Annotated in this window: 7 protein-coding genes; 5 read left to right on the top strand and 2 right to left on the bottom strand. The window is 45.6% G+C overall.

Annotation, left to right across the window (positions count from 1 at the left end; translation table 11 throughout):
* Nucleotides 1-2 precede the first annotated feature (2 nt).
* Nucleotides 3-2,201 carry a heparinase II/III domain-containing protein gene (locus OCU36_RS05980; RefSeq protein WP_261839480.1) on the bottom strand — a complete coding sequence of 733 codons (2,199 nt, stop codon included), beginning with the start codon at nucleotides 2,199-2,201 and terminating at the stop codon, nucleotides 3-5.
* A gap of 331 nt (nucleotides 2,202-2,532) precedes the next feature.
* Here OCU36_RS05980 and OCU36_RS05975 point away from each other — a divergent pair, with 331 nt between their 5' ends.
* The 5 genes from OCU36_RS05975 to OCU36_RS05955 all read left to right on the top strand — a co-directional run bounded on the left by OCU36_RS05975 (nucleotide 2,533) and on the right by OCU36_RS05955 (nucleotide 7,702).
* Nucleotides 2,533-2,868 carry a cupin domain-containing protein gene (locus OCU36_RS05975; protein ID WP_261839479.1) on the top strand — a complete coding sequence of 112 codons (336 nt, stop codon included), beginning with the start codon at nucleotides 2,533-2,535 and terminating at the stop codon, nucleotides 2,866-2,868.
* A 34-nt stretch (nucleotides 2,869-2,902) separates the two neighbouring features.
* Nucleotides 2,903-3,835, top strand: coding sequence for a 2-dehydro-3-deoxygluconokinase (locus tag OCU36_RS05970; protein WP_261839478.1), 933 nt, complete (start codon nucleotides 2,903-2,905; stop codon nucleotides 3,833-3,835).
* Between the two features lie 73 nt (nucleotides 3,836-3,908).
* On the top strand, nucleotides 3,909-4,535 hold the full coding sequence (locus OCU36_RS05965) for a bifunctional 4-hydroxy-2-oxoglutarate aldolase/2-dehydro-3-deoxy-phosphogluconate aldolase (RefSeq protein ID WP_261839477.1): 627 nt from the start codon (nucleotides 3,909-3,911) through the stop codon (nucleotides 4,533-4,535).
* A gap of 387 nt (nucleotides 4,536-4,922) precedes the next feature.
* Entirely contained in the window at nucleotides 4,923-6,689 is a 1,767-nt protein-coding gene (locus OCU36_RS05960) for a sodium:solute symporter family protein (RefSeq protein ID WP_261839476.1), read from the top strand.
* A gap of 248 nt (nucleotides 6,690-6,937) precedes the next feature.
* Entirely contained in the window at nucleotides 6,938-7,702 is a 765-nt protein-coding gene (locus OCU36_RS05955) for a transporter substrate-binding domain-containing protein (protein WP_261839475.1), read from the top strand.
* Between the two features lie 103 nt (nucleotides 7,703-7,805).
* Here the strand turns inward: OCU36_RS05955 and OCU36_RS05950 are convergent, their stop codons facing one another.
* Entirely contained in the window at nucleotides 7,806-25,004 is a 17,199-nt protein-coding gene (locus OCU36_RS05950; RefSeq protein ID WP_261839474.1) for a retention module-containing protein, read from the bottom strand.
* Nucleotides 25,005-25,248: the final 244 nt, after the last annotated feature.

Genomic DNA, 25,248 nt, shown 5'->3' with positions numbered 1-25,248 from the left:
TATTATTTCCCCTGCTCTGCTGTGCTTGCTAATTCTGGGTTTAAAGTTGTTTCTACTGAGTAGAAGCCTGTCCAGCTGTATACTTTGCCGTTCAGCTCTACTTTGTGTTCAGTGCTATCAGTCGCGCCAAGTTGGTTGCTGATCATCACTGTCACGTTTGATTTCTCTGTGGTGATCTCAACTACCGAACCGATATTCGTGTGAGCCACTACTTTGATGTCTTTCACAACACCACGTGCATTCACTGATTGCTCGAATTCTTCGTTGAAGTAACCGTGCGTTTCAACAACAGAAGCAAACAGTGTTGTTTCACCTTTGCTGCGGAGAATAAACGCAGGCTCTGAACGTAGGTTGAAGCTTGGGTCATTCGCGCCAGTGCGAGTAAAGATCACTTCCGCATTATCGTTAGACGTTGCGCCTAGCCACGTGTAGTAGGTGTTGTTTTGTAGCCAGCTGACCAGTGCTGTGCCCTTCACTTCACCGCTTGCCACGTTCCATAGGTGTTGGTAACCGAAGTCTTCACCTAAAGTGTTCAGCTCTTTGTTTGCTTGGTATTCAAAGTTAGTGCGAACAATCTGACCTTGATATTGGTGTGAGTAATCGTATTGATGCTCGCCTTCGCCACCCTTTTCTGAATCTAAGCGGTATAGATCGATCAATAGCGGAGATTCTAATTCTTCAAGGTTAAGCATGAACACGCTGCGTTGCATGTCAAAACCTTCGTAATGATCGTTAGCAAATGCGCTCATGCCATTGATTTGCTCGTCTTCTACTTTGAAGAAGTGTGGCAAGCCATGTACTGCATCCGCGCGCTCAACCTCAAAGTTGTTCTGACATTTTTCATCAATCGTTACTGCGTTATGTGCAATTGTTTGACGAGCGTAAGATTTGTTTTCGTCTAGGTAACGGCCGCCGAATTTAGGCTCAACGTTCACCCAACGACAGAAGCCGTATTCGCGTAGCACTTCTTGACCTCGGTTGAAGAAAGAAATACCCAGCGTATCAAAGTTGCCGTGACCCATGCCGTGTTGGCCGTAGTTCATAACAAGTTGAGAAACGTCGCCTTTCTTATCCTGCATGCGGATAAAACCTTGCGCGCCGTTGTGACCCTCAGGGCCTTCGTTCAATTCAACACTTGGCCAGAAAGGCATGCCAATTTCTTTCTCTGCAGAAGCAGCTTCGTAGGCTTTAGATAGCTCAAGACCACATGGGTGCATCCATACTGCATCTTGAATCTTCGCCATACCAAGAATGTTTTGGTCAACGCCGTTCTCAGAAGAGTAATGCTTGCTGTAAACACTGACTGCAACCTGAACACCCATGTCTGTGATACCCATAGTACGAGAAGCATCATTCAGAGCCGGGAATTCACCGTTCGGGTAAGCCGTCGCAAGCATCGCTTGTACTGTGTTACCAATCACGCCACCTTTGTAGTTGTAGATATCCACTTCAGGCATATGACGGTGGATCACTTCAGCGAACACACACGTTGGACGAATCGCATAACGGTGATAGTAAGGACCTTCCATATAGTAGCCAGAAGGTGCAAACAGCTGAGAAACTTGCGCTAAGAAACCGCCAGTATCATTACGGTCAATGCCATACACTGACATTTCAAGGTACTCACGCTTGCCAAGAGCAAGACCACAAATACCGACAGCAGCGACGGCCCAAATGCCGTGGTTGTGGATACGGTCGAAGTCGTGTGCGTACTTAACGGTGAACATTTCTAGCATGGGTTCAAAAATGCGAGACTCAATGTTGTCACGCTGCTCTTGTGTCAATGTTGAAGCAACGCAAGAGTAAGCCAAACTGGAGAACATTAACCAGCAGTGTTCATTCAGGATTTGATGAAACAAACGTCCTGTTGGGTTGGTGTTTTTTTGTACGTGGTAATCAAACGTTAGGTACTTGTCTGCGTACACTTCTAGTAAGTCTGTAACGAAGTCTGCGTACTTTTGCTCTTTAGTGATCAAAAACATGCGACCAGCTAAATTCATGTACGTGTAATTTTGTTTATGGCGGTTATGTTCGTAACCCCCTGCTTCACCATGTCCTGGGACATCAATAGGTAAACGCATGAATGCTTCTAGATCTTTCGCGTTTGCTGCAATGGTTTTGCCCATTAAGCTAGAACGGCCCACTTCAAGATGAAGCTGCTCGATTTCTGCTTCAGTCAACAATACTGGTTTAGTCGTCATATTCTTTGTCACCCTCAATGAAGAGTTTATCTATTTTTAAACTTTGATTAAATTCTTAAACTTCACATAAAGTAATACAATATGAGGTTTATTCATACCCATTCGTCGCCAAATGATGAGCAGAATCACACAATCACCCGTAAACTATTGATTATGATAACAAACAATCCATAGCAGACATTTGTTAATTTGTTGATTTATTTTCGTCATATCAAGTATCAGCTGATCAATGTCACACTATTGTAGATGTATTGTATTACAATTAAACTTATTATCTTATGATAATGCTCAATAGTATTTTTACCGATTTAAACCGATTAGGAGACACACAATGAACGCTTTCTTTATTTTAGATGAAAACCCATGGGAAGAACTTGGCGGCGGAATTAAACGTAAAATCGTTGCTTATACTGACGATCTTATGGCTGTACACCTATGTTTTGATAAAGGCGCTATTGGCCATCCCCATACCCACGAGATCCACGACCAAATCGGTTATGTGGTTCGTGGCAGCTTCGAAGCTGAAATTGATGGGGAGAAGAAAGTGCTTAAAGAAGGCGATGCTTACTTCGCCCGTAAACACATGATGCACGGTGCGGTTGCACTAGAGCAAGACAGCATCCTTCTTGATATCTTCAACCCTGCGCGTGAAGATTTCCTAAAATAATAACGAGCGCAACCTCAGTTGCTAAGGTAAGCATATGAAATCATTAAACATCGCGATCATTGGCGAGTGCATGGTTGAGCTACAAAAGAAACAAGACGGGCTTAAGCAAAGTTTCGGTGGCGATACACTAAATACAGCACTTTACCTGTCGCGCTTAACTAAAGAGCAAGATATCAACACCAGTTATGTGACGGCATTAGGTTCTGACCCATTCAGTGCTGATATGTTAGAAAAGTGGCAAGCAGAAGGCATCGACACGAGCTTAATCGCTCAGCTTGATCACAAACAACCCGGGCTTTACTACATCGAGACCGATGAAACGGGTGAACGCAGCTTCCACTACTGGCGTAGTGATGCTGCCGCGAAGTTCATGTTTGATCAGCAAGACACGCCAGCTCTACTTGATAAGTTACTCACTTTTGATGCGATTTATCTAAGTGGCATTACGCTTGCAATCCTAACAGAGAATGGGCGTACACAGCTCTTTAACTTCTTAGACAAATTCAAGGTTCAAGGCGGTCAAGTATTCTTCGACAATAACTACCGACCTAAACTTTGGGAAAACCAAGAAGAAGCTATCTATTGGTATTTGAAGATGTTGAAGTACACTGACACCGCTCTATTGACGTTCGATGACGAACAAGAGTTGTACGGCGACGAAAGCATTGAACAGTGTTTAGCACGTACATCTGAGTGTGGCGTGAAAGAAATTGTTATTAAACGTGGCGCGAAAGACTGCTTAGTGGTTGAAAGCCAAAACGCACAATACGTTGCGCCAAATCCAGTAGACAACATCGTTGATACGACTGCCGCTGGCGACTCGTTCAGTGCAGGCTTCTTGGCCAAGCGCTTGAGCGGCGGTAGTGCTCGTGATGCTGCATTTTCAGGTCATATTGTGGCAGGAACCGTAATTCAGCATCCAGGTGCTATCATTCCTCGAGAAGCGACGCCTGATCTGTCTCTATAATTACGCACTTTAACTATTAATCAAGGGGTTGCTTAGTTGAAAGCAGGCCCACATTTAACGTGAGAAAGAATTCATGACGACATTAAATGAACAACTAGCAAACCTAAAAGTAATTCCTGTCATCGCGATCAACCGTGCTGAAGACGCTATCCCTCTAGGTAAAGCGTTGGTTGAAAACGGCATGCCTTGTGCAGAAATCACGCTACGTACAGAATGTGCAATCGAAGCGATTCGCATCATGCGTAAAGAATTCCCAGACATGCTAATCGGTTCAGGTACTGTACTGACTAACGAGCAAGTTGACGCATCTATCGAAGCTGGTGTTGATTTCATCGTAAGCCCAGGTTTTAACCCACGTACTGTTCAATACTGTATCGACAAAGGTGTTGCAATCGTACCGGGTGTTAATAACCCGAGCCTAGTTGAGCAAGCGATGGAAATGGGTCTTCGCACGTTGAAATTCTTCCCAGCTGAACCGTCTGGTGGTACTGGTATGCTTAAAGCACTAACAGCGGTTTACCCTGTAAAGTTCATGCCGACAGGCGGTGTAAGCTTGAAGAATGTAGATGAATACCTATCGATCCCTTCTGTACTTGCGTGTGGCGGTACTTGGATGGTTCCAACTAAACTTATCGACGAAGGTAAGTGGGATGAACTAGGTAAACTGGTTCGTGATGCGGTTGAATTTGTGAATAAATAGATATTTATTTACCTTTTAATCAAAAAAGCGAGCCCAGAGCTCGCTTTTTTACGCATAAGAGACGATGAATAGGTTTCTTTTATTTTTAATCATATTTCTTTCAATTTTGAGCCCTCTTCATCAACACTCTTCGCGAGTTCAGTGATTAGCGAATACCGCTTATTTGTATTATTATAATAGCCAAAATAAATAATCAGTGATTTGCAAACAACAACACGCCTTAGCCCATAAAACTCAAGAAAAAGCGCTTTAAATGGCCTATATGCAATAAAACAATAAAGCAAACATGCGGTTCAGATCACGATAAAGACATATTGTAGTACAAATAAACTCATAAACAGAGTAACCTAGGTTCCAGTTAATTATGATATTTAAAAGGCTGAAAAGATGACTATTGATACTTTTGTTGTTCTCGCCTACTTCCTCTTTTTAATCGCGATTGGTTGGATGTTCCGTAAGTTCACCACATCGACTAGTGATTACTTTAGAGGAGGCGGCAAAATGTTGTGGTGGATGGTTGGTGCAACAGCCTTCATGACACAGTTTTCAGCATGGACGTTTACAGGTGCCGCAGGACGCGCGTTCAATGACGGTTTCGTTATTGTAATCCTATTCTTAGCCAATGCTTTTGGCTACTTCATGAACTATATGTACTTCGCTCCAAAGTTCCGCCAACTTCGTGTGGTAACGGCGATCGAAGCTATTCGTCAGCGCTTTGGTAAAACGTCTGAACAGTTCTTCACATGGGCAGGTATGCCGGACAGCCTTATCTCTGCAGGTATTTGGCTAAACGGTCTCGCGATCTTTGTAGCAGCGGTATTCAACATCCCAATGGAAGCAACCATTGTGGTAACGGGTCTGGTTCTGGTATTGATGGCAGTAACGGGCGGCTCTTGGGCGGTTGTTGCTTCTGACTTCATGCAAATGCTTGTCATCATGGCCGTGACCATCACTTGTGCGGTAGCAGCTTACTTCCACGGTGGCGGCTTAACTAACATCGTTGCTAACTTCGACGGCGACTTCATGTTAGGTAACAACCTAAACTACATGAGCATCTTCATCCTTTGGGTTGTGTTCATTTTCGTGAAGCAGTTCGGCGTTATGAACAACAGCATCAACGCTTATCGTTACCTCTGCGCAAAAGACAGTGAAAATGCCCGTAAAGCAGCAGGCCTTGCGTGTATTCTGATGATTATTGGCCCACTAATTTGGTTCCTACCACCTTGGTATGTGAGTGCATTCATGCCAGACTTTGCCCTTGAGTACGCTTCAATGGGTGACAAAGCCGGTGATGCTGCTTACTTAGCATTCGTTCAACATGTTATGCCAGCCGGTATGGTTGGTCTGCTTATGTCAGCAATGTTCGCTGCAACGATGTCTTCTATGGATTCAGGTTTGAACCGTAATGCTGGTATCTTTGTCATGAACTTCTACAGCCCTATTCTTCGCCAAAATGCGACGCAGAAAGAACTGGTCATCGTCAGTAAGATAACCACTATTATGATGGGTGTTATCATCATCGCTATTGGTTTGTTTATTAACTCTCTACGTCACTTGAGCTTGTTCGATATCGTAATGAACGTGGGGGCATTAATTGGCTTCCCTATGCTTATCCCTGTATTACTTGGTATGTGGATTCGCAAGACGCCAGACTGGTCGGGGTGGTCGACATTAATTGTGGGTGGCTTGGTTTCTTACATATTCGGAATCTCGCTTGAAGCAAAAGATGTAGAACATTTATTTGGCCTAGACACCGCTCTTTCGGGTCGTGAATGGAGCGACTTAAAAGTGGGTCTAAGCTTAGCTGCTCACGTCGTGTTCACTGGTGGTTACTTCATCTTATCTTCTCGCTTCTATAAAGGCCTAACGCCAGAGCGTGAGAAAGAAGTAGACCAACTGTTCACTAACTGGAATACGCCGCTTATCGCAGAAGGTGAAGAGCAACAAAACCTCGATACGAAACAACGTTCAATGCTTGGGAACCTTATCAGCTTAGCGGGTTTCGGTATCCTAGCAATGGCTTTGATTCCAAACGAACCGACAGGACGCTTGTTGTTCCTACTTTGTGGTTCAATGGTCCTAACCGTTGGTATCCTGTTGGTTAATGCATCAAAATCTGCAGCGAAGACAGGCAAAACGCGCATTACTAAGTAATGAAGTAACCGCTAACGTTTAAAATGAATCCCATGTTATCAATTTGATAGCATGGGATTTTTGTTGTTATCGACAAATCATACCAATCGTAGTAAATAACGGGTCATCCTAGTACGCTTATCGTTCTGCTTTCCCCCTGATACTCTCCTCTATATTTATCTTTTTCCCAACTCTTCCAATGGTTTGATCTCTTTTTGATTCTCTTTCTGTTACTTTTAGTAATAAGACAAACACAACAGATAATCATAATGAAAAAAACATCACTATTACTTGCTTCCATTGTTCTTTCGCTTTCTGGTGTAGCACAAGCTGACCAATTACAAGACATTCAAAAATCGGGCGTACTTCGAGTGGGCACGACTGGCGACTACAAACCTTTTTCTTATTTCGATGGCAAAACGTATTCCGGTTATGACATCGACGTCGCTAAGTATTTTGCAGAACAATTGGGGGTAGAGTTAAAAATCGTTCCTACCCAATGGAAAAATCTACTGACCGATCTCGATAGCGACAAGTACGACATCGCAATGGGTGGTATCACGCGAAAAATGCAACGCCAACTCAACGCGGAACAAACTCAAGGTTACATGACCTTTGGTAAGTGTTTCTTAGTGGCGAAAGGCAAGGTAGAGCAGTACAACAGCCTAGAGAAAGTAAACCGCTCTTCTGTTCGCGTAGGTGTGAACATTGGCGGAACCAACGAGGCTTTTGCAGACAGTCATTTGAAAAATGCGACCTTCACGCGCTTCGACAACAATCTCGATGTGCCAAAAGCCGTTGCAGAAGGCAAAATCGATGTGATGGTCACCGAAACCCCAGAGGGCCTGTTTTATCAAGTGACAGACAAGCGCCTTGAAGCCGCTCGCTGTGAAACCCCTTTCACCAATGGTCAATTCGGTTACCTGATTCCTAAAGGTGAGCAGCGCTTGTTGAACACCGTCAATTTCATGATGGATGAAATGAAATTGAAAGGCGTTGAAGATGAGTTCCTGATCCATAACTCACTAAAATAATCTTAATTCTGATGGTGATAAAAAAGAGGCCAGCATCGCTGCTGGCCTCTTTCGTTCAGGTTTAACTGTTCATTTCTAACGACTCACAGTACGCCATCCATCGTTAACCATGAGTGATCACATTTTGTTGCACTAGCGCATCAAGAATATCTGAAGGCATAGTACTCGTTAACGTTAGTTGAGGCGCAAGATCTTCGACCACAATCACTTGTTCAGTAGAACCTAAACCATCAGGGTTAATAGTTAGCTCTACATCATTACCCTCCACTTTCGCACCGACATGTTGCAGCAGCGTCGCCATATTCACCGTGGCATCTTTCAATTCAGGAAGTACTTCTCTCAAGTCAATTTGATCATCCTCGGAAAGGTTAAAGTCGGTAATGGTATCTTCTACGCCATCTTCAATGTTCAACCAGACAAACGAATCCATACCGTCGCCACCTGTCAAAATATCTGAGCCTCCACCGCCAATCAGTATATCGTTACCAGCACCGCCAACCAGTGTATCGTCACCGGCTCCCCCTTCCAGTCGGTCATTGCCAGAGCCCGCGATTAGGTCAGTCGCGTTTGTGCCCGCAAGCAGTTGTACATCATCGCTTTCCGAAGCCAAGTTAATATCGACCGCGTCAGATACAATATTCAGATTGAGGTCTATTGAAGCCGATGTTGCGGTATCATTGTTGTCGGTCTCTTCAGAAACCGCCTCAACTTTAAACGTGTAATTACCCGGATTTTGAGCGAGACCAACCGCCTTTAGGCTATCAATTGCATCCGCAGTCGCAACCCAAACACCCCCTCCGAGGTCAGTCACAGAGCCAACGTCACTGGTGATTTGAGCACCCGCTGGGACATCACTAATGTGCAGCGTTAGCTCTTCGGTGATGTCCGTTAAGGCCGCGATAATGCCTACCAAAGGAATACCACTCGCACTGACAGACTGGCTCGCAGTAATGTTTCTCACATAATTCGCTGCCGTATCAATAGACAGCGTTGGCGCATTGGCGACGGGCGTCACCGCAATGTTGTAAACGACAGGTGCTGTCTCTATTGCGATACCCGAAGGGTTTCCGCTATCTTTGGCGATGACTTCTAAGCCTATACTATTGGTTGGAGAGAGACTTGCATCAAGGTAAACGCCATTGGGGCTAATTGGTGTATCAATTAGTGCATTGAGATCGCTCAAAGTACCAACTAATACGACCGATCCGGTATTATTGCCGTTGACCACCACTGTGGTTCCTGTCGGAAGCGATACATTCAATGTACCGTAGTCGACAGTCAGCGTGACCGTCATCAGGTCATTCGAGAATGTATTCACATAATCTGGATCACTCACATTAATGCCACTGATTAACTGACCGGCGTCTTCGTCAATCACCGTTGTGATACCGCTACCATTAACAACCGGCGTATCGTTCACTCCTTCCACTGTCACGGTGATCTCCGCCGTATCGCTTAAGAAGTCATTGGCGCCATTGGTGGTACCGTCATCCTCTATGGTATAGGTGAACTTAACGTCACCGTTATATTCATCAGCTGCGGTAAATACCCAGTATGGACCGGTAATCGCAGGATCATCAGCACCTCCCACGTTATCAAAGCGCTGTAGTTGCCCTTGTCCTTGCGTAAGGGTAACACTGGTGACGGTGAGATTATGGTTCTCGACATCAGAGCTTGCGGCAATTAAGTCACTTTCAATGATAACAAGTTGGCCTTCCTCAGCAATCAAACCTAAATCAACGTCTGTCGCTACAGGAGCATCATTCACTTCCGTCACTTTAATGGTGAAGGTCGTTTGATTGGTTTGAGCGGTATTCGGATCTCCAGCATCAATCAGACCGTTATTACCACCATCATCCAATGTTGCCTTTATCGTGACTAAACCATTCTGGTTGAGGTAATTCTGGTCTGGGTCAGGCTTGAACGTCACCGCCCCACTGCTCAGTGCAGTATTGATATCCACTTCTTTACCTGTAATCACCAGAGAGCCATCCGGCTGCAATACAAACGTCACATCAGGTGAGCTTGTAAACTCAAATACACCTTGTGCTCCCGGCAATGTTTGGTCGACTTGAAGCGTCAGCTCATACGGAGCGTCTGGGTTATCAAAATTTGCGTCGACGTCGTAGAGACTAAAGTTGTCGATGGCAACGCTGATGTCTTCTGATGTTTCAATATTGGTGACGTTCACAAACGTTGGTTGATCGTTGATAGGATCAACCACTAAATCAACAGTGAAGCTGGTCGGTGTACCTAAGTATTCTGTGTTGTCTGCGTCGGTATCCACAGAACGAACCGTAATTTGTAATGGGCCATTAATGCCCAAAACATTACCAGTATCGCTGTTGTGTTCACCTGAATTGAATACGATCTTATCGAGCGACTGTGCTAGTACATCCAACGTCCAGATCTGTGTCGTTGAATCATAGCTTCCCAAGGTCGTTCCGTCTGGGTAATAGATAGCGGCATCTTGAGGAACGCCCACAACTTCTACTCGAAGTGTTTCAGCAGCATTTTCGCTATACGTTCCGTTTCCGGTTGCCGAAAGCTCTTTATCCAAAATCGTTGCATTGATTTCGATATCAATGTTTTGACCTTCACTACCTGTAACAGAATTGGTCGGGTTAGTATCAACATCATCACCCACTGGCACCACATGCAGTTTGAAACTTGGTAAGTTTGCCGCGGCAGTTGGTACGCCTAGCAAAGACTCTTGCGTAAACACTTGAACACCAAACTCAGCCGTACCACTGAAGTTTTTAGGTGGTAAGACAGATAGCTCACTCAGATCGAACGTCAGCCTAGCAGCTTGAGGCAGTTGAACACTCCACTCACCGCCACCATTGTTTTTCACAGTGTAAGCCGAGGTAGTATCTGCACTCATTAAGAAGCCATCTGGCACACCCGTAAATTTAATCGAAACGAACTGCTCTGAACCATCAAGGTCAGTCAGGGCAATCGATACAGGGCCTGTACCTGACAATGAAATGAGCTGGTCTTCCATCCCCGTAATCTCGATAACATCAGGATCGCTACCCGGACCAGTGACAGACACATCATCCACCACAGGTACGACTTCAAAGTTGACACTGGTAGAGAAAGTATCAGAATCGACCACGTTGCCTATCGGGGAAGCGGTGTCATTGTAGGTCGCAGTATCGGTAACTGTCCCGCTAACATTCACTTGCACCTGATTAACGTCATTGCCTGTTGGGTAGTTTGGCGCAGGTCGAAATAAGACGTTATCTAACGCACCCGCATTGATCTCCGCTTCACTGAACGTCACCGATATGCCTAATGAAGTACCCGTGCTGTCATAGAATGCACCTATAGAAGGGTCGTCCAACGTTAAAGTAATGGACGTAAATGCTTCTTGGCCACCTTCGACGCCGGAAACCTGATCCGAAATGGTCGAATTGAAGTCAAGCTGAATATAGGTGTCTTCGTAACCGACTGGATCTTGCCCAGCTTGACCGTCGGTATCAACAGGATTAAAGGCATCATCAAGAGAACCCACGACATTGACCTCAATCGTTGGATCCGTCTCAGCATCTGGTGCGACTTTGATGATAACTTCAGTCACTAGAGTTTTTTCATCACCAGACTGTGTATCTTTGGTCACGATGGTGATTGGTAACCTAAAGTCACCAGAGTAGTCGGCGGGTAGATTCAGTAACAAGCCAGATGAATCGACAGCGACACCTTGCTCGACGGTTGTCTCGTAAACATATTTCCCGTTCACAAAGTCAACATCACTTCTTCCCGACAGGCTAATTGGGAATGATGTACTGGCATTAATCACTAGCGTGCCATCAATGATCACCGTCACTTGGTCAGGAGAGTCATCTCGCCCAGTAAAGCTTACAATGCCGTTTAGGGCTGCGCCAAGATCAAGCTGAACATCTTCAACAGCGTCAATGACACTATCGGGTACTACCGCAATATCTGCCGCCACTTTATCTGGAGCCGTCAACACTTCGGGGTAAGAAAGCGTGACTTCACCATTGCGTTGTACTTGAACAGAGGACTCATTGTTAGCATCACCGGGATCCGAGACTAATGTGTAGAGTGTCATCTTAATATCATTGAAGTTGCCGACAACGTCGTCAGCATCATTGCCAGGAGTAAAATCTAATCCATTCGGAGCACTGACACTGAAAGCGTCTTCATTGGTCACAACCCAACGCCCACCACCTTCATACGAAGCGCCTGTTACTAACAACTGCCCCAAAATATCATCCGATAACGCACTGCCGTCTGTGTTAGTCAATTGAACGATAACTTCATCGACTTGCTCTTCGACTGTGCTTAAATCGGTTTCCTGGTATCGAACGACGTATTCATCGGTAATTGAAGTGTTATCACTATTGGTCGTAAATTTAATAACGCCATTGGCATCAGCCGTAATCGTAGTGAGATCGCCAGAGCCATCTTCGTTTGAAACGACAATCTTGTTGTCGGCATCTCCAGGTTCAACGACGGGTCTCACACGTACTTCAATAGAACCATTGATAGTAGCAGTAGCAATACCCTGACCTGGATCCGTTGCATTAACATACTCATGATCGCGCTCTTCGATCATGACCACCGTACTAAGGATAAAGTCGGTGCTTGAATCTTGTGCGGGTGTTATCTGAATAAAATTATTGTTCAGCGCAATTTGAGTAAACTCTTCAGCCGTCTGGCCACTCTTAGGCATGATGGTTAAAGTGCCAGCGGAGGCATCGTAAACCCAAGTTACATCGCCATTAACCACAACACTTTCAACATCTGTCGGAATGGCACTGATGGCAATAGAAGTGAAATGCTCATCATCATCAATATAGTCAGTACCCTCTGGGTGCCAATCAATACTGATCGCCGTATCTTCATCGCCATTAGTGACGGTGCTGTACGTCACCGAGGTATCAATTCTAGGTTCGACTAGCACTCGCACTTCTTGGTCAAACGTAAGCGTATGACCATCATTTTCGGTCACGATCACTTTACCTTGAATATGAATATTCTCTGTTGAAGAATCGACCGGTCTGATGCGAATTCCTGAGGTTTTACCCGCATCAGTAATGTTGGCTTCATAGATAGGTTTTGACAGATCCGGGCTACCGTCCGCTCCAGTTTCATAACCGACAAAGTTCAGATCAATCACTGTACCGTCGCCATCTTCGAGAATCACACCATCAGGAATCCCCGAAAGGATGACGGTTATGGACTCTGAGCCATCGTCCGGTAATGGTGTTGTTCCCGAATCCGGCTTTCTTTCACCCGACAACACCGTGAAGTCAAGTTCGGCGAAGCTATCACCGTTTTGACTCTCTTGAATAGTGGTTTGAACGCCAGACGCAGTGCCATCTGTAATGGCACTCCATGCTGTGCCATTCGTACCACCATAAGGAATGTCCGCAACACCCTTCACTTCAACGTTAACGGTTTTGGTACCGAGGATTTCTTCATCGACTTGCGCCCCTGTAGAAAGGTTCGCGGTATCTTTGACCACACCTGTTACTTCGAAAGTAAAATCGACATTACTGTTTTTGGCTGGAACGATCTCAACATTGGCTAAGTCGGCGTACGCGACTTCCTGATAATTGATGCCATTAATCGTGACTGTTGGAACAACCGTCGTGGTGCCTAATAAGTAGAGTACCGCGCCTTCAGTAATATTGCTGATTCGAACGAACAACTCTTCAGAACCATCGGTATCCACAGACCCTGTCATGGTGATGACTTCATCTAGCGTGAACGCATCTTTGTTGTCCAAAGCTCCAATGTAATTTGGATCATCGATATTGTCTTCGTTGATCTTGATACGATTCACACTGAATTTTCCAGGATCGGCATCAGCAGTCACGTCAATAATGATATTTTGTTCAACAGAACGCGCCGTCGTTTTATCTAAGCCACCGTTGGCTGAATCATCATATGGGTTCAGTGTCTCTTCGGTAATGGCTGTCGCTTTGAACTCAATTTGTCCTGAGAAGTTATCGATCGGATTGACGACTGTGCTATTGATATCACCAGCTGCAATAATGTAAACACCATTCACCGGCGTTAGTACTGTGCCATTTTGATCAAGCAGTTCAAACTTCCCATCCCCTTGAACGGCTTCCAGTTCATAAGTCATCGTCTCGGTGCGGCTGTTATCTTGCGAATCCGCATTCAACTGCAACGTCACGTTGTCTTGATCTTCATTCACTTGATACTGATAAGTGCTATTGGCGTCATCCCATGTTGCAATATCCGCTACCGCTTCAATCTCAATTCTGAAGTTTGAGTTTACGCTGTGGTCAAGCGTACCATTGTTATCAATGTCGAGTTGATAGTTAATGCGCACGCCATTGTTATTTGAACCAAAGTTTTGGTCTGGTACAAAGAACAAATTATCGATGGTCGCGATGGTCTGCCTTGCCTCATTCGGATTTGGAGCAAAGCTTTGTTGCATCTCTGGAGGACCAAATAAGATGTCACCGTTGGGTTGAGTCGTTAGCTTATGATACTCAGCACCATCAAAGTAATAAAACGTCCCTCTGTGATTGCTGTTTTGAATCGTCAGTTGGCCAATAGACTCGTTATTATCTTGGTCATACAAGTTAACTTGCAGTGCAACTTGCGCTGGCGCATTAGGCAAACCACTCTGGTTGTCTTGAATATTTTCAAGCGTCGGCGAATCGCCTGTTGCATAAGGTATCGTTGAATCTCTGCCCGCATCCTCAAACGTGGTTACTTTCAATGAGATTGCAGTTGAATCTCTATCCGTAATCGTAATATCTAACGGCGTCGATGAAATATCAGAATCGCCATCGGTAGCGATCACATTGATAGAGAAGTCGATGGTTTCGCCATCGTGGTCTAGATACCCGTTGGCTCTGAATTCAATTTCACCATTTGAGTTAATACGTAATAGACCCAGCTCTCTGGTTACGATACCACTAACGTCATTAGTTTGTTCATAAACACGAACTTGTTGTGTGCCACTGTTTAAATCGAAACCATCACTGTAAGGACCGCTATTTCCAGCACGAAAAACAATGTCACTGCCATTGCTAGTCATGCCTTCAATTCGGCTCAGCACTGCTCCATCAGCGCCGACATCGGTCGCGTTAGCAAACATGTTAACTTTAGAGCCGTTGTAGTTCTGGCCTTCAATACGAGTAATCGATTGTGTTGTGACCAGAGGAACATCATCCATCACCGAGATTTTCAGATCGATAGCATTCGATTGGTCTTGGTCGAAATCTTCTGCCACAACAGAAAAGTTAAGGTCAATCGCGTTTTCACCTGCACCGTCAGGGTGTTTAAGTGCTTTAAACAATTCAAATTGATAGCTGTTATCCGAGGTATCGAAAATAATCTCAAACACCGCTTCATTACTGGTTGCAGTTTGAGCTACGTAAGTAAATGCGGTACCGCTTTGTGAAACAGCTAGCCACTCTAAGCTTTCTCCATCGGAGGTTAAACCCGTCAGAACCAAATCTTCATCAACCAGTTCATACTTCACCACGCTATCAGCACCTTCATCGACGCTGAACAGCCCATTAATCTTGGTATCTTCCGATTGATCGGAACCGATGCCAGCAAGATCGTCTTCATCGACCACTGTTTCACCGGTTGGCGCACTCATTACTGGTGCATCATCAAGTACTTCGATTGGCAATACATATTGGTTAGAGTCGTCACCATCACCATCAACCGCTACAACATCAAACGGTATGGTTAATGTATCAAGATTGCTCGGTGTAGTGGCATGATTGAGAGGGCCAAGCAAGGTAAACGTGTAAGCACCGTCATCCGTCAGCACTAACGTGAAAATTGGCGTTCCACCAGGGTCCGTTGCCCCTTGATAGGTGGTCGCGTTTGCTGCACCGGTGATCTCAGTGATCTTAATACCGTCGTTGCCAGACGATAGCGTCGCTTCCAGAGTTGAGATATTGCGTAGTTCGTAAACCTCAACTTGGTCTGCACCTTCTGTAGTCACAAACGAGCCAGTCGCTTGAGCAACAACAGAGCCTAAATCGTCTTCATCAACGACAAACGTACTTGCAACACTCGTATCAGTGATGGTTGGCACATCATCAGTAATGGTCACGGTGAGCGGTTTCACCGCTGAGTCAGTGTTGTCTTTATCGACTGCGATCACTGGCAAGGTGAAGATTTGATTGTTATTGCCTTGTACTGGCAAATGATCGAGCTCTTCCAATAAAGTGAACGTGTATTCGCCTAGCGCCACACTACTAAAGGTAATGGTGAAAATGTCCGTTTGGACACCCCCACTTTCTACGAAACCAAGATAGTTTCCACTGTTGGCAGGATCTTCTTTTAGCTGAACCACCAAACCATCTGCCTTAAGGTCGCCAGACGTGTTGAATTGAGTGGTATCAATACGGAAGTGGCTCACATCGTCACTTCCAGCGGTGAAAGTAATGGTTTCAGTTTGGCTAACAGGTAATGCCGGTGAAGAACCATCCATCAGATTGGCTTCTTCCAACGCGACAGTCGGTACGGTATCAATAGTTGGTGGCGCGCCATCGGCAATCGTTAATGTCACGGTAGACATTACGATATCGCCATCTTTATCTTCAGATGTCACCGTAATGGTCTTGACGATATCGCCACCAGAGTGGTCTAAATTGCGGTTAGGTTCAAAACGCACATCACCTTCAAGCGTGATAAACAAAGAACCTTCTGCAAATACAAACTCTTGTTCTCCAGTATTGCTTTGTACCAGAGACGATTCTGGCTGGCTGCCATAGGTAAACTTAGTGATTGTGGCACCATCTGCACTTTGTGCTGGCATCACATCAAATGTGGTCGAGGTCGGTGTCCCGGTGCTTGGTTCAGTGATGTTAAGCACACCAGACTGCATTAACTGGACATCATCGGTAATGGTGACAGTAAGCGGCTTAGACGCTGAAATATCACCATCGGTATCTTCTGCGTAAACAGAGAGATCAAAGCTCAGATCGTTGCTTCCTAAACCATCAACGTGGTCCAAACGCTCAAGCAGCGTAAACGTGTACTGGCTAGGATTAGTATCATCAAAATCTAGGGTGAATATGATTTTCTCACCACCCGAACCATCCGTAGTAAACGCAATGTAGTCGCCAGAACCCACAGGCTCCTCACGTAAACTCAATTCGAGGCCATCAGACTTCAACACGCCGTTGGTATTGAACAGCCCAACTTCGACGACTATTTTTCCGATGTCATCACTGCTCGCTAGCGAGGTGATAGTTTGCGTCACACTGACCGGCGTTCCGCTCGGTGTCGAACCATCCGCAAGTAAGCTTTCCGACAAGCTGACACTTGGCACAACGTTGATTGTTGGCCCATCGCCATCAACAATCGTAAGCGTGACTGTTGATGAAAAGGTGTCTTTATCAAAGTCAGAAGACGTAAACACAATCGATTTAACAATGTCGCCTGCTGAATGGTCTAGATTTCGGTTTGGTTCGAATCTTACATCACCGCTTAGCGTGACAAACAGTGAGCCTTCCGTGAAGGTAAACTCTTGCTCGCCATTGTTAGTTTGATCCAAGGTGATCGCAGGGCCACCTCCAAAAGTAAACTGAGTAATGGTCGCACCGTCAGCACTTGGTAACGGCATGACATCAACGGTAGCCGTCGTTGGCGAGCCAGAATTAGGTTCAGTAATGGTTAAGGTGCCATCTTGCATCTGTTGAATGTCATCTTGTATCGTCACCATGACATCGCGTTTAACCGAATCGTCCCCATCGGTATCCACGGCGTAAACAGGTAGGCTGAAAGCCAGGTCGTTATAAAGAACCCCGTCAAGGTGATCGAGCGCCTCAATCAAGGTATAGGTGAACTGCCCTTTATTTACACTATCAAAGCTAATGGTGAAAACATCGGTTACGTTACCTGCCCCATCATCGGTATAGCCAATATAGTCACCTGGAGAAGACGGATCTTCTTTTAGCTGGACAACAAGACCATTTGATTTGAGTAGATCGCCAGGATTGAACTCGTTGCTTGCAATTCTAAAGTGGCTTAAATCATCACTACCCACGGTATAAGTGATTGTTTGTGTCGAGCTCACCGCCGAACCACTCGGCATAGAGCCATCAGCAAGACCCACTTCCGATAGGTTAATATCTGGCACTAGATCGATCACGGGATTGATTCCGTCTTTGATCGTCAAAGTGACATCCGCGGTATCGGTATCGTTATCAAAGTCACTGGTCGTCACGACTATCGTTCTCACGATATCGCCAGATGAATGGTCTAGATTTCGGCTTGGTTCAAAGCGCACTTCACCTTCAATCGTGATGTACAGTAAACCATCGGTTACGGTAAAAACTTGTTCCGTAGATACAGTTGGGTCTAACGTCACAGCCGTGCCGCCATCGTAGATAAACTGAGTCACTTTCGCGCCATCAGCACTCTGTGTCGGCATAACGTCGATTATAGGCGTGGTTGGCGTACCTGCTGCTGTATCAGCCAGTGAAGGCTCAGTGATACTGAGCACCCCATCTTGTACGCCTTGTACATCATCGGTGATCACCACGGTCATTGGCGACATTACAGAATCATCACCATCGCTATCAACCGCTAAAACAGGGACATCGAAGCTTAAAGTATTGTTTTGTAATCCATCTGCATGGTCTAACGCTTCAAGCAGTGTGAACGTGTATTGCCCTAGATTGGTTGTCGAGAAACTGATCGTGAAGACGTTGCTTTCTACGTTAGAACCGTCCTTGACGAAGCCAATGTAGTTACCAGAATTCGCTGGCTGCTCTTTTATCTCAACCTCTAAGCCATTGGACTTTAAAGCTCCAGATGTGTTGAACTGTACTGGGTCAATTCTGAAGTGACTTACGTCATCACTACCCTCGGTGTAGGTAATAACTTGAGTCATCGTCACTGGATTACCGGTTGACGAAGAACCGTCAGCGAGATCCACTTCTGAGAGCGTAATTCCCGGGACTAAATCGATCGTTGGAAGATCACCATCGGTAATCTTCAATGTCACGGTAGATGAAACGATATCGCCATCAAGGTCAGTAGATGTAACAACAATCGTCTTGGTAATATCACCACTCGTGTGATCTTGATTTCGCACAGGCTCGAATCGTATCTCACCTTCTGTGGTAATAAATACAGAACCTTCAGTGAACACAAACTCTTGCTCGCCATTCACATTGAGATCAAGGCTTTCTGCACTGTTTCCATCAAACACAAATGACGTGATTTTTGCTCCATCTGCGCTCTGATTGGGCATCACGTCCAGAATATTCGATGTTTCGACTGCTCCCGCAGGCTCGCGACTGGTTATTGTGCCGCCTTGCATCAACTGCACATCATCACCAATCGTCACGCCAAGCTGAGAGACTAACGAATCGTCGCCGTCACTATCCACCGCATACACAGGCAGATCAAAACTCAGGTCGTTGTTGCCACGTGCATCTTGATGAGCCAAGGCTTCAATTAAGGTAAAGGTGTATTCACCTAAGGTTGTCCCAGAAAAACTCAACGTAAATACTGTTGTCTCTACATTAGACGAACTGGTGGTAAATCCGATGTAGTTGCCCGACCCTTGCGGATCTTCGCGCAGTTCAACCGCTAAACCATTCGATGTAAGTGCATCGTTGGTATTGAACTCTGTTGGTTCAAGGCGGAAGCGAACCACATCATCACTTTGATTAGTAAAGGTGATGGTCTCGGTTTGACTTACTGCGCTGCCACTTGGGGCTGAACCATCCGTCAGGTTCGTTTCAGATAAGCTAACCGTTGGAATAACATCAATGGTTGGAATCTCACCATCGGTGATTGTTAACGTAACGGTTGAAGTGACTGAGTCTTTGTCGAAATCGCTTGAGGTCACCACGATCGACTTAACAATGTCGCCGGCCGTATGGTCAAGATCTCGATTAGGCTCAAAGCGAACTTCACCTTCGAGAGTAATGTACAATTTACCTTCCGCGAAGATAAACTGTTGTTCGCTTGAAATGCTTTGATCGAGGGTGTTTACGACGCCATCATAAGTGAACTGAGTGACGGTCGCGCCGTCAGCACTTTGGTCTGGCATGACATCAAAAGTGGCCGTGGTCGGTGTACCTGCCGCTAAATCAGCGACGGTCGGCTCGGTAATATTGAGCGCACCACCTTGCATGATTTGAACATCATCACCAATCGTTACATTAAGCTGCGATACCAGTGAATCATCACCATCGCTGTCTACCGCGTAAACAGGCAGATCAAAGCTCAAATCGTTATTATCTAGGCCATCAGCATGATCTAGCGCTTCAAGTAGAGTGAAAGTGTATTCACCTAACGTGGTTGAAGAGAAGCTAATGGTAAACACGGGGACTTCAGCGCTCGAACCGTTGGTAATAAAACCGATGTAAGTGCCCGGATTAGCAGAGTCTTCTTTTATCTCGACCGCAAAACCATTCGATTTCAGTGCACCACCGACATTAAACTCAGTGGGTTCAATGCGGAAACTTGTCACATCATCACTTTGGTTAGTGAAAGTAATCGTCTCAGTTTGACTGACTGCGCTACCGCTCGGACTAGAGCCATCGCTAAGGTTAGTTTCAGATAGAGTAACGCTTGGCACTGCATCGATGGTTGGGATATCACCATCAGTAATGGTCAGCGTAACCGTTGCTGTCACTGGATCGTTATCGAAGTCACTTGAAGTCACCACAATTGACTTCACGATGTCTTCGCTCGCTGTGTGGTCTAAATTACGATTTGGCTCAAAACGCACTTCACCTTGAAGAGTGATGAATAACTCACCTTCCGTGAAGCTAAACTGTTGCTCGCCATTGTCAGTTTGATCCAGTGTTCGAAGTTGACCATCGTAGGTGAACTGAGTGATGGTCGCGCCGTCCGCACTTTGCGTTGGCATCACATCGATGGTATTGGTCGTTACAGTGCCACCAGCCAAATCAGCAACATTCGGTTCAACGATATCTAATGTGCCGTTTTGCATGATTTGGACATCATCACCGATAGTCACATTGAGTTGAGACACCAGAGAATCATCACCATCTTTATCAACAGCGTAAACCGGCAGGTCAAAGCTTAGGTTGTTATTTGCTAGCCCATCAACGTGATCTAACGCTTCCAACAGTGTGAAGGTGTATTGACCGATATTGGTATCCGAAAAACTCATCGTGAACACGTTCGTTTCAACATTAGCCGCCGTCGTCACAAAGCCGATGTAGCCACCCGGCGTACTTGGGTCGACTTTCAGCTCAACCGTCAGTCCATTCGATTTTAGAAGGCCACCAATATTGAACTCAGTAGGTTCAATACGGAAACTCGTCACGTCATCACTTTGGTTGGTGAAGGTAATCGTCTCAGTTTGACTGACCGCACTGCCGCTTGGAGCAGAGCCATCACTCAGATTGGATTCAGATAGCGTAACACTTGGTACATTATCAATGGTTGGAATATCGCCATCGATAATGGTCAGCGTAACCGTTGAGGAAACAAGATCGTTATCAGAATCGCTTGAAGTCACCACTATCGATTTAACAATGTCTCCACCAGTGTGGTCGAGATTGCGATTAGGCTCGAAACGCACGTCGCCTTGCAGGGTGATATACAGCGAACCCTCAGCAACATCAAACTTCTGTTCACCCGTATCGCTTTGGTCAAGTGTTAGTACCGCGCCACCATCATAAGTAAACTGAGTAATGGTCGTTCCATCAGCGCCTTGTTCATCGAGAACATTAACCGTTGTCGTGGTCGGCGTGCCTGCCGCTAAATCCGCAACCGTTGGCTCTTCAATATTGAGTGAGCTATTGACCATCACTTGAACGTCATCGGTGATCGTCACCGCCAACGGAGACATCAGAGAATCGTCACCGTCGCTATCGACGGCGTAAACTGGCAAGTTGAATGTGAGGTCGTTATTGCCTTGAATCGCCGTGTGGTCAATCGCTTCGAGAAGCGTAAAGGTGTATTCACCCAAATTAGTACTGCTGAAATCAAGAGTGAAAACGGTAGTTTCAGTATTCGAAATATCAGTCGTGAAACCGATATAATTACCCGACCCCGCAGGTTCTTCTCTAAGCTCGATAACCAGACCATCGGACGTAAGAGAATCGCCAACGTTAAATTCACTCGGTTCTAAACGGAACTTCGCAACATCGTCACTTTGGTTGGTAAAGGTAATGGTCTCGGTTTGACTAACCGCGCTACCACTCGGGTTCGAGCCATCACTCAGATTCGTTTCAGATAAGCTAACGGTTGGAATAACATCAATGGTTGGGATATCGCCATCGGTGATCGTCAATGTAACCGTTGAAGTCACCGAATCTTTATCGAAGTCGCTTGAGGTCACCACAATCGACTTCACGATATCTTCGCTCGTGGTATGGTCGAGATCACGGTTGGGCTCGAAACGCATGTCGCCTTCAAGGGTGATGAACAAGCTACCTTCTGCGAAGTTAAACTGCTGCTCGCCTGAAATGCTTTGATCGAGTGTGTTGACGACACCGTCATAAGTGAACTGAGTGATGGTCGCGCCATCTGCACTTTGATCAGGCATTACATCAATGGTGTTGGTTGTTACCGTGCCGTCAGCAAGATTTGGCTCGATGATATCTAACGTGCCGTCTTGCATGATTTGAACGTCATCACCGATGGTCACATTAAGCTGAGACACCAATGAGTCATCGCCATCGCTGTCTACCGCATAAACTGGAAGTTCAAAGCTTAGATCGTTTTTATCTAGGCCATCCACATGGTCTAACGCTTCTAGTAAAGTAAAGGTGTATTCACCTAACGTAGTAGCAGAAAAACTAATGGTGAACACTGGGATTTCAGAGCCAGAACCGTTGGTAATAAAACCGATGTAAGTCCCCGGATTAGCAGAGTCTTCTTTTATCTCGACCACAAACCCATTCGATTCCAGTGTCCCACCGACATTGAATTCCGTTGGTTCAATACGAAATTTAGCGACATCATCACTACCAGCGGTAAAGGTAATCGTCTCGGTAGTGCTGACCGCACTTCCGCTTGGCGAAGATCCATCAGCAAGGTTGGTTTCTGAGAGAGTAACAGGTGGGATCAAATCAATGATTGGATCTTGGCCGTCAGTGATACTTAGCTCAAGCGTTGAAGTGTCCGTGTCTCCATCACCATCTTCAGCTAAAAATGAGAACTGTTTGACGATGGTTTCACTGTTTGTGTGGTCAATATCGCGCGCAACTTCAAAGCTAAAGTCGCCATTCAGTGAGATGGTTACCACACCCTCAGTAAAACTGAATGTTTGAGCAGCATCTGGCAGTAAGCTCTGATCTAGCGGATAATCAACACCACCATAGTTAAATGATTGAATGGTTGAACCATCAGCGCCTTCGAAGTTGAATAAATTATACGAAACAACCGTATCGCCAGCTAAGGTCGGCTCAGTGACTGATTCAACCTTATCAACGAGTTCAACAACATCATCTTTAACGTTGATAAGAATCTGGGCGGCTTCTGGTGTACTTGAACCACTGGATAACGCAGACCTATCGCCGTCCGCGTCCACCGCATAAATTGGCAGTGCAAAAGTTAATAACGCTTCTTCAGCGCCTTGGTGCGAAAGATCTTCATACAAATTAAATTCGTAGTTACCCAATGAAGGGCTATCAATTTTAACGTCAAAGACAGTAATTCTCGATCCATTGACCTCGACATAGCCTTCGTAAGTTCTAACACCATTGGTTTCATCAACCAACTCGAGTAGCACCGCCTCACCATGAGAAACCAAGGTGCCACCCGTATTAAATTCCGTCGGCTCCAGTTCATAATGATCGATGATGTCGCTTTCGAAAACATCGGCAGTGATACTTCCGCTCCCCGCTACGGGCGCGGTTCCCTCTTGTGATCCTCCAATGATGCCGGCTTCATCGACACTAATACTGTCGACATTGGTAATGACTGGGCTATCACCATCAGAGATAACAATGTTGATGTTATTGGTAACCACATCTTGATCGAAATCGGTAATCGTGATCGGTAAATCGAACGTCAGTGAATCGGTACCCACTTGTTCTATCGGATTAAACTGCTCAAATTTATAGGTACCATCGGTATCTAGCGAGATAGTAAGAACAACCTCACCTCGGCCTTGAATGGACAAAGTGAGCGTTGTCCCATCATCAGATAGCCTTGCAAGCGTATTTTGATTATCGCTGAGTATTCCATCAAATTGGTCCAACGCACTCGCATCAAAAACGGCGGATTGAAGGTTATCACTGCCAATATTGGAGAATGTCCCTTCTATTGGAACATTGCTTGTTTCTACGTTACTGATATTCACACTTTCAGCAGACGGATCGCCCCCATCAACCACGGCAACTTGCGCATTGATTGGCGTTACTAGTGGATTTCCGGCGGTGTCTTGACCTTGAATATCAAAAGTGATGTTGATTTGATCGCCGATATAGGAAACCTGACCACCGCCAACTGACGTTACGTGATCAATGGGTTGAGAAATCGTCGTGGCCAGTGAAAGCTCAACGTTATTGCCAACACTGACAACGTCAATATCGATACGCAGTACTTCGTCGGAACCTTGAACCCCCACGATAGCATTGGTCGCCGCATCGTAAGTAAACGTAACGGGCTGACCACTTGAGCTGATATCACTGTTTAGCTCGTTGAGTAGCGAAGCGAGGGACTGTACTTCTGGGGCAAAAGAGTCAGGGGCTAGCGCTAGACTACCTGCAATAATCGTTTCGGTTGTTGTAATAGATTGGGGATAAGTATTGCCAGAAATAGAGCCTTCAGTGAGCACTTCACTGATTGATTGACCGCCCGATGAGCGAGTTATGGTTCTGAACTCTTCTCTGTCTTGAGCAACGCTTCGTTCTGCTAAGCCTGAAGTTTCAAAGAATGTCGATGGCTGAGTTTGTGTGTAGTTATAATCAATAGTGACAAAGCCGGCGTTTGCAGAGCCTAATCCACCACCAGCAGCCGTAGCTTCGAGGATTTGGGTTGGATCGGCACCACCTAAAATAGCCTGTTGGATAGCCGTAAAGTCATCGTCAGTAAACGTTCCTGCGTCCACTTTTTCTAAATCAACATTGACCTCCCCAGCAACAGGAACCGCGGTCCAAGCACCGTTCTCATCGACACAACTGACACAATTATCTGCAATTGGAATCGCATTGTTTTGTACACCGAGTATCAGTTCAGATCCATTGGCAGTAATCACGATCTCATTTCCACGGATGATATCACCTACTGCAATCTTTCTAGCACTACCATCAGGCTTAACGGCGATGACTTCTCCATTCACTGCTTCCACTACCGCCGCCTGGCTCAAAACTTGAATATCCATATATCCCCCCGCAGTCACAAAGCACCATTCTTTGTCGTTGTGCAGATCTCTGTATTTACGAAAATGATTCTATTTACGCCCCGAGCTTTTCTTAAACTCTGGTTAACGCCATGCCTGGTTTCGTGAATCCGCTTGAAAAAAGAGAATTATTTAACCTTTTTTTAATTATTTATTTACTATTAAGCGTAGTCTTCACCATAAGAAGTGCCAAATCTGTGTTAAGAAGCCAATTTTTACAAAATCA

The sequence above is a fragment of the Vibrio artabrorum genome, assembly GCF_024347295.1.
In the GTDB taxonomy this organism is placed as follows: Bacteria; Pseudomonadota; Gammaproteobacteria; order Enterobacterales; family Vibrionaceae; genus Vibrio; species Vibrio artabrorum.
This window is presented reverse-complemented; position numbering and strand designations above follow the sequence as displayed.

Coding starts and splice junctions, on each gene's coding strand:
- OCU36_RS05980 (WP_261839480.1), bottom strand. CDS start 2,201: ATGACGACTAAACCAGTATTGTTGACTGAAGCAGAAATCGAGCAGCTT.
- OCU36_RS05975 (WP_261839479.1), top strand. CDS start 2,533: ATGAACGCTTTCTTTATTTTAGATGAAAACCCATGGGAAGAACTTGGC.
- OCU36_RS05970 (WP_261839478.1), top strand. CDS start 2,903: ATGAAATCATTAAACATCGCGATCATTGGCGAGTGCATGGTTGAGCTA.
- OCU36_RS05965 (WP_261839477.1), top strand. CDS start 3,909: ATGACGACATTAAATGAACAACTAGCAAACCTAAAAGTAATTCCTGTC.
- OCU36_RS05960 (WP_261839476.1), top strand. CDS start 4,923: ATGACTATTGATACTTTTGTTGTTCTCGCCTACTTCCTCTTTTTAATC.
- OCU36_RS05955 (WP_261839475.1), top strand. CDS start 6,938: ATGAAAAAAACATCACTATTACTTGCTTCCATTGTTCTTTCGCTTTCT.
- OCU36_RS05950 (WP_261839474.1), bottom strand. CDS start 25,004: ATGGATATTCAAGTTTTGAGCCAGGCGGCGGTAGTGGAAGCAGTGAAT.